Annotated in this window: 16 protein-coding genes; 10 read left to right on the forward strand and 6 right to left on the reverse strand. The window is 71.2% G+C overall.

Features of this window, described 5'->3' with window-relative positions; all coding sequences use genetic code 11:
• Positions 1-41: 41 nt before the first annotated feature.
• Complete coding sequence (locus ACIQ9E_RS09630; RefSeq protein WP_403704585.1) at positions 42-692, forward strand: hypothetical protein; 651 nt, start codon at positions 42-44, stop codon at positions 690-692.
• A gap of 91 nt (positions 693-783) precedes the next feature.
• On the opposite strand, the gene ACIQ9E_RS09635 is transcribed toward ACIQ9E_RS09630, so the two are convergent.
• On the reverse strand, positions 784-1,545 hold the full coding sequence (locus tag ACIQ9E_RS09635) for an SLATT domain-containing protein (RefSeq protein WP_403704588.1): 762 nt from the start codon (positions 1,543-1,545) through the stop codon (positions 784-786).
• 463 nt (positions 1,546-2,008) lie between these two features.
• On the opposite strand from ACIQ9E_RS09635, the gene ACIQ9E_RS09640 reads away from it, so the two are divergent.
• From ACIQ9E_RS09640 to ACIQ9E_RS09675, 8 genes are all read left to right on the forward strand, one after another.
• Complete coding sequence (locus tag ACIQ9E_RS09640; RefSeq protein WP_078902221.1) at positions 2,009-2,344, forward strand: YbaB/EbfC family nucleoid-associated protein; 336 nt, start codon at positions 2,009-2,011, stop codon at positions 2,342-2,344.
• Between the two features lie 173 nt (positions 2,345-2,517).
• A complete protein-coding gene (gene recR / locus ACIQ9E_RS09645) occupies positions 2,518-3,117 on the forward strand; it encodes a recombination mediator RecR (RefSeq protein ID WP_403704590.1) in 600 nt (199 codons plus the stop codon).
• Positions 3,110-3,766 carry a DUF5063 domain-containing protein gene (locus tag ACIQ9E_RS09650; RefSeq protein WP_366261632.1) on the forward strand — a complete coding sequence of 219 codons (657 nt, stop codon included), beginning with the start codon at positions 3,110-3,112 and terminating at the stop codon, positions 3,764-3,766. The genes recR and ACIQ9E_RS09650 overlap by 8 nt, the downstream gene beginning before the upstream one ends.
• A gap of 243 nt (positions 3,767-4,009) precedes the next feature.
• Complete coding sequence (locus ACIQ9E_RS09655) at positions 4,010-5,281, forward strand: aspartate kinase (protein ID WP_403704594.1); 1,272 nt, start codon at positions 4,010-4,012, stop codon at positions 5,279-5,281.
• A complete protein-coding gene (locus ACIQ9E_RS09660; protein WP_403704597.1) occupies positions 5,278-6,474 on the forward strand; it encodes an Asd/ArgC dimerization domain-containing protein in 1,197 nt (398 codons plus the stop codon). Before ACIQ9E_RS09655 ends, ACIQ9E_RS09660 begins: the two co-directional genes overlap by 4 nt.
• Before the next feature lie 310 nt (positions 6,475-6,784).
• A complete protein-coding gene (locus ACIQ9E_RS09665) occupies positions 6,785-7,477 on the forward strand; it encodes a SigE family RNA polymerase sigma factor (protein ID WP_403704600.1) in 693 nt (230 codons plus the stop codon).
• 95 nt (positions 7,478-7,572) lie between these two features.
• Complete coding sequence (locus tag ACIQ9E_RS09670; protein WP_403704603.1) at positions 7,573-8,841, forward strand: hypothetical protein; 1,269 nt, start codon at positions 7,573-7,575, stop codon at positions 8,839-8,841.
• A 180-nt stretch (positions 8,842-9,021) separates the two neighbouring features.
• Positions 9,022-9,444 (forward strand): hypothetical protein, encoded by a 423-nt coding sequence (locus tag ACIQ9E_RS09675; RefSeq protein ID WP_403704606.1) that lies wholly within the window; start codon positions 9,022-9,024, stop codon positions 9,442-9,444.
• 77 nt (positions 9,445-9,521) lie between these two features.
• Here the strand turns inward: ACIQ9E_RS09675 and ACIQ9E_RS09680 are convergent, their stop codons facing one another.
• Both ACIQ9E_RS09680 and ACIQ9E_RS09685 read right to left on the reverse strand, forming a co-directional pair.
• Positions 9,522-10,448: an SURF1 family protein gene (locus ACIQ9E_RS09680; RefSeq protein WP_403704609.1), complete on the reverse strand. Its 927-nt coding sequence runs from the start codon at positions 10,446-10,448 to the stop codon at positions 9,522-9,524.
• Positions 10,449-10,475: 27 nt separating this feature from the next.
• Positions 10,476-12,437, reverse strand: a complete 1,962-nt coding sequence (locus ACIQ9E_RS09685; protein ID WP_403704612.1) for a S9 family peptidase — start codon at positions 12,435-12,437, stop codon at positions 10,476-10,478.
• Positions 12,438-12,507: 70 nt separating this feature from the next.
• On the opposite strand from ACIQ9E_RS09685, the gene ACIQ9E_RS09690 reads away from it, so the two are divergent.
• On the forward strand, positions 12,508-13,344 hold the full coding sequence (locus tag ACIQ9E_RS09690) for a class I SAM-dependent methyltransferase (protein ID WP_403704614.1): 837 nt from the start codon (positions 12,508-12,510) through the stop codon (positions 13,342-13,344).
• 117 nt (positions 13,345-13,461) lie between these two features.
• Here ACIQ9E_RS09690 and ACIQ9E_RS09695 read toward each other — a convergent pair whose 3' ends face one another.
• The 3 genes from ACIQ9E_RS09695 to ACIQ9E_RS09705 form a co-directional block, all read right to left on the reverse strand.
• The gene (locus ACIQ9E_RS09695) at positions 13,462-13,773 is read right to left on the reverse strand and encodes a DUF6191 domain-containing protein (protein ID WP_403704617.1); all 312 of its coding nucleotides are present in this window, start codon (positions 13,771-13,773) and stop codon (positions 13,462-13,464) included.
• 3 nt (positions 13,774-13,776) lie between these two features.
• Complete coding sequence (locus tag ACIQ9E_RS09700; protein WP_403704620.1) at positions 13,777-14,511, reverse strand: 4'-phosphopantetheinyl transferase family protein; 735 nt, start codon at positions 14,509-14,511, stop codon at positions 13,777-13,779.
• Positions 14,512-14,763: 252 nt separating this feature from the next.
• Complete coding sequence (locus ACIQ9E_RS09705; protein ID WP_403704623.1) at positions 14,764-15,339, reverse strand: TerD family protein; 576 nt, start codon at positions 15,337-15,339, stop codon at positions 14,764-14,766.
• Between the last annotated feature and the right edge of the window lie 218 nt (positions 15,340-15,557).

The raw sequence follows: 15,557 nt of genomic DNA on the forward strand, positions 1-15,557 counted from the left end.
GTTGTCTCTCGTCGTCCCTATCGTGGAGAGCGAGCCCTTCCTTGGCCTGTGACCTGTGGCTGGTCCCCCTCGTCGACGTGCTCTGTCACAGCCCCGACAACCCCTTCGCCGAAGAGCTGGCCTCGTACGACACGGCGCTGGCGGAGGCGGGGCTGCCGACCGTGCCGGTATTCGCGTATATGCCGGGGCTCGCCGGAGACGTCGCCCCCGTCGCCGGATTCGACTACGACGCCCTGCACTTCCTGCGCCGCGCCTATCTGCTCCAGCTCTGCGGACTCGCCGTCACCCCGGTGGACGAACTCGGCGGCGACTACGAACAGTTGCTGGAGATGTTCGAGCCGACGGCCCGGCAGTCGCATCTGGTCTGGCACTACGACCACGCGGGCGCCTATGTCCCGGTCGACTTCGCCGCCCCGCTGTCCACCGACGAACTCCTCGCCGGCGGGGGCCCGCTGGGCTCGTCGCAGGGGCTGCTGCGGGAGCTGGAGTACGTCGCCCCGGCGATCGGCATCGACCCGGCGAACCCGCCCGCCGCGCCCCGGGCTCCGGAGCGGGGCACGGAGCTGGAGGAGCCCGCCGGCCCGATTCCGTACGACGAAAGCCCCTTTGCGCGCGAGCGGTACGTCTGGCTGGGACTGCACGCGGCGGCCACCCGCAGCCTGGGCCAGGGTTCGATGATCGTCTTCAGCTAGGCCCGGTCCTTGCGCGGGTCCCTGCGCGGGTTCTTGCGCGGGTTCTTGCGCGAGCCCCGGAGCGGGTCCCGGAGCCGGCCTGTGAGCCGGTTCAGCGGGGCGGCTCCGGCGGGCGCTGGCGCGGCATGTTGGGGCGGGTGCCCGGAGGGAGTGCGGTACGGAGCCCGGGGGCGCCCGGCTCCGGACCGCGCGCCGAGGCGGTGCCGGGGCCCGGCAGCATGCCCGACTGGAGCACCAGTGCGTCCAGACCGCCGTGGAACGAGCGCATCCAGTCCGCGGTCTCGGCCCGTACCAGCTCCTGGATGTCCTCCGAGAAGCGCCGCAGCACCGCGAGACAGCGCTCAGCCGCCTCGCTCGCGGTGCCGTCGGTGGGGCCGAGGATCTCCCGTACGCTCTCCGAAGCCCAGTCGAATTGCAGTATCTGCAATCGCCGCTGCACGGCCTGCGCGGTCGCCATATTCCGCATCCACCCCGCGGTGACCCCGAAATAGCGGTCGCAGGCATGGCAGGCCGCGCCCAGGAGCAGCGAAAGATAACCCCACCCCGCGGCGCCCGCCAGCCGGCCGGTCAGATCCAGCAGGGGGAGGGCGGCCCCGGCGATGGTGCCCAGGGCCGTACCGAGCCGCAGCAGCCGTCCCGTACGCCGCTTCCAGACCCGGTCCGCCAGATACCAGTCCACCGTCCTCAGCGCGGCCGCCTCCACCCAGCGGTACAGCTCGTCGAGGCGTTCGGCGGGCTCGCCCCAGTCGCCCAGCGGGAAGGGCCGGCCGGTCAGATCACCGCGCGGCGGCTCGCTCCGTTCGCTCCGCTCCTCCGGGGCCGGGCCCCCGGGCTGCATCTCCGGCTGACTCACCGGGACACTCCTCTACGACGTGTACGGCGTTGCTCTGGGTTGCTCGGGTTGCTCGGGTTGCTTTGGGTTGCTTTGTTGCTCTGGTTTTCTCTGGCTCTGGCGCTTTTCAGGCTCTTGCGGGTGCTGCTGCCGTGGCCGGCGGCGTTCCCGTGTGCAGTGTTCCCGTATGCGGTGCGGTGCGGTGCCGTGCGGGCTGCGTGCGCGGTGATGCGCCTGCATACGGGAACGACATGTCCTTTCCTACCGCCGAATGGGTGGCCGTGTGGGGGAAATCCCGGTATTTCCGTCGGCGGAAGGCCCTGGCGAGGGCCCTGATCGGAAGACGGGCCCCGCAGCCTATCCCCTCCGGCGGCCGGACCGCCGCTCGGTGCGGCGCTCCGAACCGGGACCACGTAGGCTCGACGGAGTACCCGTTGTGATGTACGGCGTACCCGTTTGTGATGCCGAGATGCCAGGAGTGACCGTGTTCCCCGGTGGTGGCCAGCCCAATATGCAGCAGCTCCTCCAGCAGGCCCAGAAGATGCAGCAGGACCTTGCGCAGGCCCAGGAAGAGCTGGCGCGTACCGAGGTCGACGGGCAGGCGGGCGGCGGTCTGGTCAAGGCCACCGTGACCGGCTCCGGTGAACTGCGTGCCCTGGTGATCGACCCCAAGGCAGTCGACCCCGAGGACACCGAGACCCTCGCGGACCTCGTGGTCGCCGCCGTACAGGCCGCCAACGAGAACGCACAGCAGCTCGCGCAGCAGAAGCTCGGCCCGCTGACGCAGGGGCTGGGCGGGATGCCGGGTCTGCCGTTCTGATCCGGCATCCGGGCTGCTTCCGGGCATCCGGTCTTCTGGACGGGGCGGCTCAGCCACTACGGTGAGACGGGCCGCGGGATCCCGGGGCGACCGGTCGGCCGGGTGGCCGGGGTGCCCGGCGGCCGGTATTCCGGTCGTAGAGCAGTGGCCAGGAGCAGAGGAAAGGCAGTCCGTTGTACGAAGGCGTGGTTCAGGATCTGATCGACGAGCTGGGCAGGCTGCCCGGCGTCGGTCCCAAGAGCGCGCAGCGGATCGCCTTCCATATCCTCCAGGCCGAGCCGACCGACGTCCGACGCCTCGCCCACGCCCTGCTGGAAGTGAAGGACAAGGTCCGCTTCTGCTCCGTCTGCGGCAATGTCGCCCAGCAGGAGCAGTGCAATATCTGCCGCGACCCGCGCCGCGACCCCGCCGTCATCTGTGTGGTGGAGGAGTCGAAGGACGTCGTGGCGGTCGAGCGGACCCGTGAGTTCCGGGGCCGCTACCACGTACTCGGCGGGGCGATCAGCCCCATCGAGGGCGTCGGCCCCGACGACCTGCGGATCCGGGAGCTGCTGGCGCGGCTCGCGGACGGCACGGTCACCGAGCTGATCCTGGCCACGGACCCCAATCTGGAGGGCGAGGCCACGGCCACCTACCTGGCCCGGATGATCAAACCCATGGGTTTGAAGGTCACCCGGCTGGCCAGTGGTCTCCCTGTGGGGGGAGACTTGGAATACGCCGACGAGGTCACGCTGGGACGTGCCTTCGAGGGGAGACGACTTCTCGATGTCTGACGCCATGCTGCACGCCGTGAACCAGGACCCCGCCGATTTCGCGGTCCAGATCGCAGACTCGGTCGAGTCCTTCATCGTTGCTGTGACGGAAGTCGCGAAAGGTGACGAACCGGATAGCGCCGTACCGTTTCTGCTGCTGGAAGTCTCTCAGTTGCTGCTGACCGGTGGCCGACTGGGCGCACATGAGGACATCGTTCCCGACGAGCGGTACGAACCGGATACCGGGCCGGAGCCGGACGTGGACGAGCTGCGGGAGCGGCTCGCCCGGATGCTGGAACCGGTCGATGTGTTCTCCGAGGTCTTCGACCCCTACGAGCCCCGCAAGGCGCCCGTTGCGTTCCGTATCTCGGACAATGTCGCGGATATCGTCACCGATCTGCGGCACGGCCTCGCCCACTACCGGGCCGGGCGCACCACCGAAGCACTGTGGTGGTGGCAGTTCTCGTACTTCTCCAACTGGGGGCCGACCGCGTCGGCGACCCTGCGGGCGCTCCAGTCGCTGGTTTCGCACGTCCGGCTGGACCAGCCGCTGGCCGAGCTGGACGGGCTGGACACGGACGAGGACCTGGCCGAGGAAGCGCTGGCGGAGGAGGCCGGCCGGGTGATGGCGGCCGAGATCGCCGCGCCGCTGGGGCTGCGCAGCCCCTGACCCGTACCGCGGAACCGGTGGCGGCTTCGGCGGGACACGGCGCGTCCGTTCCTGTGAGGCCGCCCACATGGTGCGTACCGAGGTCCTCTCCGGGGCAGTAGGCCTGCCGGGCGGAACTGTTCATCAGGCGAGCCGGGCATCTCAGCATGTGATGTGCCGGAGGCCGGACCGGGGCCGCTCGTTAAACTGGGCCGACCGCAGACCACAGGACTGCGGCGGAAAGAAACCGAGCGAGGAGCGCACGTGGGCCTTGTCGTGCAGAAGTACGGCGGCTCCTCCGTTGCCGATGCCGAAGGCATCAAGCGCGTCGCCAAGCGGATCGTGGATGCCAAGAAGGACGGCCACCAAGTGGTCGTCGTGGTCTCCGCGATGGGCGACACGACGGACGAGCTGATCGACCTCGCGGAGCAGGTGTCGCCGATTCCTGCGGGCCGCGAGTTCGACATGCTGCTGACCGCGGGGGAGCGGATCTCCATGGCCCTGCTGGCCATGGCGATCAAAAACCTGGGCCACGAGGCCCAGTCCTTCACCGGCAGCCAGGCCGGCGTCATCACCGACTCGGTCCACAACAAAGCGCGCATCATCGATGTCACGCCGGGCCGGATCCGTACCGCGCTGGACGAGGGCAATATCGCCATCGTCGCGGGCTTCCAGGGTGTGTCCCAGGACAAGAAGGACATCACCACGCTCGGCCGCGGCGGCTCCGACACCACCGCCGTCGCCCTGGCCGCCGCGCTGGACGCCGAGGTCTGCGAGATCTACACGGATGTGGACGGCGTCTTCACCGCCGACCCCCGGGTCGTCCCCAAGGCCAGGAAGATCGACTGGATCTCCTTCGAGGACATGCTGGAGCTGGCCTCCTCCGGCTCCAAGGTGCTGCTCCACCGCTGTGTCGAGTACGCCCGCCGCTACAACATTCCGATCCATGTCCGCTCGTCCTTCTCCGGGCTGCGCGGCACCTGGGTGAGCAACGAACCGCAGGGAGACCAGCAGATGGAGCACGCCATCATCTCCGGAGTCGCCCATGACGTCTCCGAGGCCAAGATCACGGTCGTCGGGGTGCCCGACAAGCCGGGCGAGGCGGCGGCCATCTTCCGGGCGATCGCGGACGCCGACATCAATCTGGACATGATCGTCCAGAATGTGTCCGCGGCCACCACCGCTCTGACCGACATCTCCTTCACGCTGCCCAAGACGGACGGCGCCCGGGCTCTCGAAGAGCTGGAGAGGGCCAAGGGCCGCATCGGCTTCGAATCGCTGCGCTACGACGACCAGATCGGCAAGATCTCCCTGGTCGGCGCCGGTATGAAGACCAATCCGGGGGTCACGGCCTCCTTCTTCGAGGCGCTCACGGACGCCGGGGTGAACATCGAACTGATCTCGACCTCCGAGATCCGCATCTCGGTCGTCACCCGGGCCGACGACGTCAACGAGGCGGTGCGTGCCGTGCACAGCCGCTTCGGTCTGGACAGCGACACCGACGAGGCCGTGGTCTACGGAGGCACCGGCCGATGATCCGCAAGCCGGCGCTCGCGGTCGTCGGAGCGACCGGAGCCGTCGGTGCGGTGATGCTGGAGCTGCTCTCCCGCAACGAGGACGTCTGGGGCGCGATCCGTCTCGTCGCCTCCCCGCGCTCGGCCGGCCGCAAGCTGGCCGTGCGCGGGGAGGAGTGCGAGGTCGTCCCGCTGACGGAGGAGGCGCTCGGCGGGATCGACGTGGCGATGTTCCTGGTGCCCGCGGAGGTGTCCGCGCAGTGGGCGCCGGTCGCGGCCGCCAAGGGCGCGGTCGTGGTGGACGCGTCCGCGGCGTTCCGGCTCGATCCGGACGTGCCGCTGGTCGTCCCCGAAATCAATCCCCACGCGATACGGGTACGGCCACGGGGCATCGTCGCCGGACCCCATGACACCACCCTCGCGATGCTCCCGGCGGTGGGGGCCCTGCACGCCGAGTTCGGGCTGCGGCAACTGGTCGTCGCCTCGTACCAGGCCGTCAGCGGTGCGGGCCGGGACGCCGTCGCCGTACTGCGGGCGCAGACCGCGCTGGTCGCGGGGACCGGGCTGGGCGAGACGCCCGGGGACGTACGCCGCGCCGTGGAGGCGACGGCGGGCCGCGGCGCGGGCGGCGCGGACCAGGGTGTTCCGGGTGCGGGCTTCGGCGGCTCGGGTACGGGCCGCAGCGCTTCGGGTACGGGCTTCGGGGTGCCGGGTTCCGGGGCTCCGGCCACCGGTTTCGGGCCCTTCCCCGCGCCCGTCGCCCTCAATGTCGTGCCCTGGACCGGCGAACCCGCCGAGGACGGCTGGTCCTCCGAGGAACTGGGGCTGCGGGCGGAGGTCCGCAAGGTCCTCGACCTGCCGGGGCTGCATGTTTCGGCGACCTGCGTCAGGGTCCCCGTACTGACCGCGCACTCCCTCGCCGTGCACGCGCGCTTCGAATCGGAGGTGACGGTCGCACGGGCCCACGAGATCCTCGCGACCTCGCCCGGTGTGGTCCTCTTCGACGATCCGGCGGCCGGGGAGTTCCCGACGCCCGCCGATGTGGTCGGCACCGATCCGACCTGGGTGGGCCGGGTGCGGCGGTCGCCGGACGACCCCTGCGCCCTGGAACTCTTCGTCTGCGGGGACAACCTCCGCAAGGGCGCGGCGCTGAACACCGCGCAGATCGCCGAGGCCGTCGCACAGTCGCTGATGCCCTCCCACCCCGTCCCATGATCGGTTCGCGGCTTATTTCGGGCCCTTCGACCTGTCTAAATGGTGCCTACACTTTGTAGGATCTGTGAACGCCCCGTGAGTGCACCGCAGGTCAGTACCGGCTCGGCTCGGGTGCGAAGATGACCAACGGTTCCCTACTCCCTTACTGCAACCGTCAGTTGGGCGGGGAGCGTCTTTGCGGGCACCGCCGGTCGGCGCCGCGAAACAGGGGCATTGGGGAAGAGCGACGACGCATGGCTGCAGAGAAACCACGGTCGGAAGCCGAAGCATGCGCGTACAACCCTGAAGGGCGGACGCGGGTCCAACAGACGTGGCAGAGGTACTCGACTTCGCAAGGGTGGCGGCACCCGGTGTCTCGGTACGCCCTTTCCGCAGGCCACGCCTGCCGGGGGGCATGCCGGTGATCGCGCCCGTGCCGTCCACCCCCTCGACGCCGCCCGGAGCGGCGCTCTCCCCGGGCATCCCCGCGCAGCGGGAGAACGCCGCGGCCACGGCACCGGCCGTGGCCCTCGGCACGACCGTCGACCATCTGACGGAGACCTACCGCGCGCACTACCGCTCCCTGCTGGGGCTGGCCGCGCTGCTCCTCGACGACACCGCCTCCTGCGAGGACGTCGTCCAGGAGGCCTTCATCCGGGTCCACTCCGCGCGGAACCGGGTCCGCGACCCCGAGAAGACCCTCGCCTATCTGCGGCAGACCGTCGTCAACCTCTCACGCTCGGCGCTGCGCCGGCGCATCCTCGGCCTCAAGCTGCTCTCCAAGCCGATGCCCGATATGGCGAGCGCGGAGGAGGGGGCGTACGACCGGCTGGAGCGGGACGACCTGATCAAGGCGATGCGCGGCCTCCAGCGCCGTCAGCGCGAGGTCCTCGTCCTGCGGTACTTCGCGGATATGACCGAGGCCCAGGTCGCCCGGACGCTGGGCATATCCCTCGGCTCGGTGAAGGCGTACGGCTCCCGGGGCATAGCGGCCCTGCGGGTGGCCATGGGGGCCACGAAGTGAGCGGCGGGCACGGCAAGAACCCGGGTACCGGGCAGAACGAGCAGCCGGAGGGGCAACCGGACGGGCCGCTCGACAACCGGACGGAAAACGGAAACGTGAACAACAGGCCGGACAACGGATACGGCGCGGATGCGCCGGAGCCCTCGGAACAGCGGAACCCGCGGCCCGGACACCACGCTGCCCCGGGTACGGGCTCCGGACCGGGCGCGGGTACGGGTTCCGGACCTGGCGCGGGTTCCGGACCTGGCGCGGGCGCGGGTGCGGGCTCCGGCTCCGGCGGTGTACCGGATCCCGGACCGCTTTTCGGAGCGGCTTCCGGACCGGTCCCGGGACCGGACCGCGGCCCCGGCGCCGCCCCCGGATTCGACCTCTCGTCCGATCTGGGGCAGCTCTTCCACCACGCGGTCGACGGGCTCCAGCCCTCCGACGGCGCCCTGGACCGGCTGCGTACGGCCGTCCCCGCGCGGCGTGCCCGCAAGCGGCAGATGCTGGTGGGCGCGGTCGCCGCGGTCGTGCTGACCGGGACCGCGGTTCCCGCACTCGTCCATGTGGCCCGCTCGGGCAGCACCACCAGCACCAACACCGCCAACGCCGGACACGATCAGCCGACCGGCGGCGAGGGCGAACTCTCCGGTATCTCCGGCGGCCCGGACAATGCGGAGCGTCCCCGGCCGGGTTCCGGCAAGGGCCCGGACAACGAGACGGGCACCCGCTCCGGCGGCCCCTCGTCGGCCCCCACGCCCGGCGCCGACACGGCCAAGAACCCCGAGGCCACCGGTGGCAGCGGCGATGCCCCCGCCGACTCCTCCCCGGCCTGTGAATCCGCCCAGCTCGACGTCGTCTCGGCGGCGGCCGAGGCACCGGACGCGGACGGCAGGGTGTACGGCGCGTTCCGGGTCGCCAACGTCTCCGACAACGAATGCGCGGTCAAGGGCGAGGGCACGATCGCCTTCACCGTCAGCGGCGCCACCGACGAGTCGAAGATCAACGTCGTCGACCACACCGGCGGCGACGCGGCCCCGGGCCTGCCCGCCCCCGCGAGGGAGAAGCAGACCCCGCTGGTGCTGAAGCCCGCCTCGGCGTACGAGGTGCGGTTCGCGTTCGTCCCGGACGAGAGCTGTCCCACCGGCCAGCCGTCCCCGGACCCCTCCGCCACGGAGGGCACGACCAGCGGCGGCACCGGCAGCCCCGCGGGCCCGCCGCCCACCGGGACCGAACCGCAGCTGAGCGGCTCCGACCCGGCTTCCACCGAAGGCAGCGTCTCGGTCACCCACACCGCCGACCCCGGCGCCCCCACGGCCGAGGCCACCATCCCCAACGCCTGCTCCGGCACGATCTACCGGACCGGCGTCCTGGGCGGCTAGGTCCCGTCCGGGCGATCTTCGAGGATCAGCCCGCGGCGTCAGATGCACCGCACCTGGGGGCCCCACCCGGCCGCAGGGCCGGGGGAGCCGCGGGCCCACGGCAGACCTTTCCGGTCACAGCACTGGCAGCGGAGCGGACGGCTTCTCGACGACGGACGGCCGCCGGGTGAAGGGCGGATCATGAGGGAAGGACGGATCATGGGTGACGGGCTGCCCGCGGAAGACGCACCCTCTGCGGATGACGGTACGGAGACGCTCCGCGGCTATCTGCAAGGGTGTTGCGAGCGCGCCGACCGGGTCGGCTTCATGCTCCACGACGGCCGTCATTTCCAGGGCTGGGTTGCGGACCTCCACCCGTCCCCGGCCGGGGACGGCGAGGCCGGCGAGACCGATGACCGCGACCCGGACCTCCCGGAGCGCCCCGCGTCCATGACCGGTCCCTGCGCCCTGCTCAGCTGGGCCCCCAGCCCCTTCCACGTCCAGGCCTCCGCCGACGGCTCCTGGGCGCCCGACGACGAGTGGATCCCGCTGAGCACCGTCGTCCCGGTCTCCGCGTCCCGCTCCACCCGTACCACTCCCGGCTGGATTCCCTACCCCGGCTGAACACCGGGGCACACCGACCGGTCACCGGCAGGGCAGCGGTACGGCACCGGCAGGGGCGGCCGTGGGCGCCCGCGGGATCAGACCGAGGTGCGCCCGGCCGCCGATCCCGTACCCGAGCCTTCGGCCCGGCCCTCCGCACCGCCGGACCCCGGCACCGCGGCCACAGCCGCAGCCACGGGAGCCGCATCGGCTGCGCCCGCCGCATCGCCATCGACGGCACCGGCATCCCCGCCGCCTGCCACCGCCCCCGTCTCCGCTTCCAGGGCCGCACCCAGCTCCGCGTCCTTCAGCATCTCCACTTCACGCCGGAACAGCCGGACCCACATGAAGAGGATGAACGCCACGCCGGCGAACCACTCGCCCGAGTACCCCAGGTTCTGGAAGGCCTTCAGGTCCAGCCCGGCACCCTCCGGCAGGGTCGCCGGTACGGGCCGCAGGCCCGCGTCCGCCTCGGTGAGGGTGACCCACCCGTCGTACACCTGGTCCGGGACCACATTGACCAGCGACGCCGCACTGATCATGGCCAGCTGTCCCCGGGGCAGCCCGCCCGCCGCGTGCACCCCGTCCTTGCCGACGGTCTCGGACGCCTGGAGGGCACCCGCGACCGAGACCCGGCCCGCCGGTGCCGCGGGCGCCGCGGCCCCCTCCGGAAGCCAGCCCCGGACCACCGGGAGGGCCCGGCCCCCGTCGGTCTTCAGCAGCGTCAGCACATAGGAACCGGTCCGGCCCTCCAGCTGCCGCCCCGGGACGAGGAACTGCTCGCCGTAGCTCCCGGAGGCCGTCGCCGTCCGGCCGGACGTCTCCTTGTCGACGGGCAGCAGCTCGTCCAGCGGCGTCGGCTTCAGCTCCTCCGCCGTCGGCGCCCGCTCCGCCTCCTTCTGGGCCTCGGCGCGATCCTCGAACCGGCCGAGCTGCCAGGTCCCCATGAAGATGCACAGCGGGATCGCCAGCGCGACGAAGACATTGATGCCCCACCAGCGGGGCGTCAGCAGGAACCTGTACACCCCTCCACGGTACGGAACGTCCTCCGGCTACTGCTGCGCGCCCCCCTCTCCGGCCGGGCCGTCCTGGCGCCCCGCGCCGCCTTCCGGGACCGGCAGATGCGCCGCCGCGAACGCGATCTCCATCGCCACCTGCTTGATTCGCTCCTCGACCACCAGAGAGCCGTGCCCCGCGTCGTACCGGTAGACCTCGTGGACCGCGCCCCGCGCGGCCAGCCGGTCGACGTAGTTCTCCACCTGGCGGATGGGGCAGCGCGGGTCGTTCACCCCCGCCGAGATATAGACCGGCGCCCGCACCGCGTCCACATAGGTCAGCGGCGACGACGCCGCGAACCGCTCGGGCACCTCCTCCGGGGTCCCGCCCAGCAGTGTGCGGTCCATCGACTTCAGCGCCTCGATCTCGTCGTGGTACGCCGTGACGTAGTCGGCGACGGGCACCGCGGCCAGACCCAGCGCCCAGTCCTCCGGCTGGGTCCCCAGCCCGAGGAGGGTGAGATAGCCGCCCCAGGAGCCGCCCGCCAGGATCAGCCGCTCCGGATCGGCCAGCCCCGACGCCACCGCCCATGCGCGGACCGCCGCGATGTCCTCCAGCTCGATCAGCCCGACCCGGTGCTTGAGCGCATCCGTCCACGCCCGGCCGTATCCCGTCGAGCCGCGGTAGTTCACCCGCACCACCGCATAGCCCTGATCGACCCAGGCCGCGGGGCCCGCCGCGAAGGAGTCGCTGTCGTGCCACGTCGGGCCGCCGTGGATCTCGAAGACCGTCGGCAGCGGACCCTCCGCCCCCGCGGGCCGCTGCACCAGCGCATGCACTCTTCCGCCCGGCCCTTCCACCCAGACGTCCTCCACCGGCACCGACTCCGGCGCCTTCGGACCCGGCGGGTCCAGCACGATCCCGCCCGCCGTCGACCGCACCTGCGGCGGCAGCGCCGCCGACGACCACAGATACTCGACCTCGCCGTCCGGGCGGGCCGTCGCCCCCGAGACCGAACCGGCCGGACTGTCGATCCGGGTCAGCCCGCCCGAAGCCAGGTCGTACCGCCACAGCTCACCGCGGGCCTCGAAGCTGTGCGCGATCAGCAGCCCGGAGCCGTCGGGATACCACTCGGCGTTCACATCGCCCGGCAGGTCGATCGCCAGCGGGGTCTCGGCCCCGGAGGCCACGTCCCAGATCATCGGCTCCCAGCGGCCCCGCCGCTGATGCCCCACGAGCAGCCGGGTGTCCCCGTCGACCGGAGCGAAGCCGAGGACCTCCAGCCCCAGCTCCTTGGTGCCGCCCTCGGTGTCGTCCAGCTCGGCGACCGTCTCACCGCCGAGGCCGACCACCCGCAGCGCCGAATGCATCGCATCGCCGTGCTCGGTGTGCTCGACGGCGATCAGCGTCCCGTCCCGGGACAGATCGCCCACCCCGGCCGACTCCCGGTGCCGGTAGATCTCCACCGGCGGACTGCACGCGGCCGCGTTCCGGACGATATGAATCGTCGTACCGTCCTCGTCGGTGGATCGCCCGATCACCGCGACGCCGTTCCGGCCGATCGCCAGCCCCGCCGGATACGACGGATCCAGCCCCGGCGCGGCCGGCACGTCCGGCCCGCCGCCGAAGGGCTGCCGCAGCCATATGCCGAACTCGTCCCCGTCCTTGTCCGAGAACCACCAGATCCACTCGCCGTCCGGGGACAGCACCCCGTCGGTCGTGCCGTTCGGCCGGTCGGTGACCTGCCGCTGCTCGCCGCTCGCCCGGTCCCACGCGTACAACTCGTACGTCCCCGTGGCATTGGAGACGAAGAGCGAACGGTCCGGAGCGTCCTGGGCCCAGTCCGGAAGCGAGACACGCGGCGCCCGGAAACGCTGCTCCCACAACGGGGACGACCCCTGAGCCGAGGGCCCTTGAGCCGAGGACCCCTCTGGTGAGGACCCCTGTGGTGAGGACGGCGACGAATGCTCCGGCGACTCCGGCGACTCCGTCAGGTCCGGCTGTGTGTTCTCAGTCATGACCCCATTCTGCGCCGGACGCCGACAAACCGTTCGCGCTGTCCGCAGCCTGTGGATAACGTCGGGAATCATGTACCTGCGCGAGATCCCCGAAGGCTGGCAAGAGACCAATAAATCCAACTGGGACGAGCGCGTCCCCATTCATATGACCGGCGACTTCTACGAGATCGACGCCTTCCTCGCGGGCAAGGATCTGCTGCGCGATTTCGAAGTTGCGGAGGTCGGTGACGTCAGCGGGCGCAGCCTGCTCCACCTCCAGTGCCATATCGGTCTCGACACCCTGGGATGGGCACGCCGCGGCGCCTCGCGCGTCGTCGGCCTCGACTTCTCCGCACCGGCCGTCCGGAGCGCCCGCACGCTCGCCGCGAAGATCGGCCTGGGCCCGGAGCGCGCCGCGTTCGTGGCCGCCGATGTGTACGACGCCGCGGAAGCCGTGCCCAAAGGGCCGTACGACATCGTCTACACGGGCGTCGGAGCCCTCAACTGGCTTCCCGACATCAAGCGCTGGGCCGAGACCGCGGCGTCCTTCGTGGCGCCGGGCGGATTCCTCTACCTCGCGGAGTTCCACCCGATCACCGATGTCCTCGACGACGAGACCGGTTCGCGTGTCGTCCACGACTACTTCGCCCGCGAGCCGTGGCTGGAGGAGGAGTCCGGAACGTACGCCGACCGGTCCGCCGAGACCGTCCACAACCGCACGGTGGAGTGGCAGCATCCGATCGGTGAGGTCGTCTCGGCGCTCTGCGCCACCGGGCTGCGGCTGGAGTTCCTTCATGAGCACGACGTATCGCTGTTCGACCGCTTCGACGCCCTGGAGAAGCGGGACGGCTACCTCCGCTTCCCGGCCGGGCAGCCGAGGGTCCCGCTGATGTACTCCCTGAAGGCGAGCAGACCCGCTGCCTCCTGACAACCGGCCGACCCGCCGGTCCCGGGTGCCCGCCCGCGGTCGCCGCGGGCGGGCACCGTACGGCTGCGAACGGTCCCGGCCGGCCCGGTGGGCAGGTGCGTACCGCCGTGATCCGTCTCAGCGGGTGCTGCCCCCGGCCGCCGCGGGCGGCAGCCGTACCACAGCCACCCCGCCGTCGAGATCCACGACGGAACGATTCGGCGGAGCGCCGTCCTCGTCGTCGTCCTTCATCAGCAGCGAACTCTGCCGCTCCTTCAGCTCCGTCGCCTTGCCCGGGGAGAAGGACGCGTGCAGTTGCTCGAAGCCGGTCGCGGACACCCGCCCGGTCCGTTTGCCCCGGCCCGTCGCCCGCATCAGATAGTCGACGAGGGCTATGACGGTGAGCAGGATCACCAGCCCCGGAAGCGTCATGAAGATGATGAACTGCATACGTCAGGCTCCGTGGGCGTCGGGGGACGGGCCGGGGGTTCGCGCAGTCGTTCCCAGCACGGCGACGGCGGCCGCATAGCCGGTCCCGGCGGGGAGATCGGTCAGGGCGCAGGGGAGTCCGGCCCCCATGGGCCGCTGCTGCGGCACCGGTCCCGCGCCTACGTGAATGCCGCTCACTCCTTCGCCCAGTCCGGCGCCGGTCGCCTTCAGCACGGACTCCTTACGGGTCCAGCAGCGGGCGAAGGCGAGTGGCCGGTCCGCCGGATGCAGCGCGTCCAGTTCGGTCCGCTCATGGGGGTGCAGCTGGCGGCTGACCTCGGCGACCGTCTGTTCGCCCGGGACCACTTCGACATCCACCCCCACCGCGGTGCGGGCGAGCGCGATCAGGACTCTGCCGTCCGTCGTACGGCTGGTGTGCGAGAGGGAGAAGTGCACCCGGTCACCGGGGATCGCGGGCCGCCCGTGGGGGCCTCCGCAGCGGGAGCAGGGGCGGCGCTCCATGGCGACGGCGCCGGGGGCGATGCCGAGATGTGTGCCCAGCAGCCTGCGCAGGGCCACGTGTGCCACCGCATAGGCATGGCGGTCCTTGGGGCGTAAAAAGGCGTCCAGCCGGGACGACTCCTCCGCGTCGAGGAGATGGCGGTGGGCCAGCGCCTCTTCGGTCAGCTCGGCCACTCGGCCGTACCAGACCAGGTCGACGCCCGGGGGTGGTGCGAGGTGCTCGGCGGTCGTGGCCATGTAAACCTCGTCTTGTCGCGGTTCTTCGGTTGTAGGGCAGAGCTGCGCGGCTGTACGGCGGAACGGCTGTGCAGCCGGGGGACGGCGTCGCCCGTCCGGTGTGCGCCGCCCGGTCCGCGTGGCGGGCCGGTACGGAGCCCGGCCGCTGATCCGGCGCCGGTCCGGGCCTCCAGTGGATCACCCGCTCCGGGAACCGGCAAGGGTCCGCCGCCCGAAGGCAGCGGACCCTGTGCAATCAGCGCGTCGGCACCGTCAGATGTTGACGCCGAAGTCCTGGGCGATACCGCGCAGGCCGGAGGCGTAGCCCTGGCCCACGGCACGGAACTTCCACTCCGCGCCGTGGCGGTACAGCTCGCCGAAGACCATCGCGGTCTCGGTCGACGCGTCCTCGCTGAGGTCGTAACGGGCCAGCTCGGCGCCGCCGGCCTGGTTGACCACGCGGATGAACGCGTTGCGCACCTGGCCGAAGGACTGGCCGCGGCTCTCGCCCTCGTGGATCGAAACGGGGAAGACGATCTTCTCGGCGTTGGCCGGGACGGCGGCCAGGTCGACCTTGATCTGCTCGTCGTCTCCCTCGCCCTCGCCGGTGAGGTTGTCACCGGTGTGCTCGACGGCACCCTCGGGGCTCTTGAGGTTGTTGAAGAAGATGAAGTGCTGGTCGGAGAGGACCTTGCCGCTGCCGTCGATCAGCAGCGCGCTCGCGTCGAGGTCGAAGTCCGTCCCGGTCGTGGTGCGGACGTCCCAGCCGAGGCCGACGATGACCGCGCTAAGGCCAGGGGCCTCCTTGGTAAGCGAGACATTGCCGCCCTTGGAGAGGCTGACACCCATGGAAATCCCTGCCCAATCCGGCGCGGGCCGCGCCTTTCTTGACGTTTCCTTTGCCCAATATGCCCAACGAGCCGCCCCCGGGTCCGGTTCCCGGATACGACAAAGACTTCTTGTCGGGTTAGTTCCCGGAAGGCCACCGCAGCGACCGCGACACCGGCTGCGATCCAGGCTGCGACCCCAGCCGTGACAACGGCTACCGGGAGGGCCCGGCCCTGTTT

The sequence above is a fragment of the Streptomyces sp. NPDC094448 genome (assembly GCF_044763775.1).
Taxonomy (GTDB): Bacteria; Actinomycetota; Actinomycetes; order Streptomycetales; family Streptomycetaceae; genus Streptomyces.

Coding starts and splice junctions, on each gene's coding strand:
- ACIQ9E_RS09650 (WP_366261632.1), top strand. CDS start 3,110: ATGTCTGACGCCATGCTGCACGCCGTGAACCAGGACCCCGCCGATTTC.
- ACIQ9E_RS09660 (WP_403704597.1), top strand. CDS start 5,278: ATGATCCGCAAGCCGGCGCTCGCGGTCGTCGGAGCGACCGGAGCCGTC.
- ACIQ9E_RS09675 (WP_403704606.1), top strand. CDS start 9,022: ATGAGGGAAGGACGGATCATGGGTGACGGGCTGCCCGCGGAAGACGCA.
- ACIQ9E_RS09685 (WP_403704612.1), bottom strand. CDS start 12,437: ATGACTGAGAACACACAGCCGGACCTGACGGAGTCGCCGGAGTCGCCG.
- ACIQ9E_RS09690 (WP_403704614.1), top strand. CDS start 12,508: ATGTACCTGCGCGAGATCCCCGAAGGCTGGCAAGAGACCAATAAATCC.
- ACIQ9E_RS09695 (WP_403704617.1), bottom strand. CDS start 13,773: ATGCAGTTCATCATCTTCATGACGCTTCCGGGGCTGGTGATCCTGCTC.
- ACIQ9E_RS09700 (WP_403704620.1), bottom strand. CDS start 14,511: ATGGCCACGACCGCCGAGCACCTCGCACCACCCCCGGGCGTCGACCTG.
- ACIQ9E_RS09705 (WP_403704623.1), bottom strand. CDS start 15,339: ATGGGTGTCAGCCTCTCCAAGGGCGGCAATGTCTCGCTTACCAAGGAG.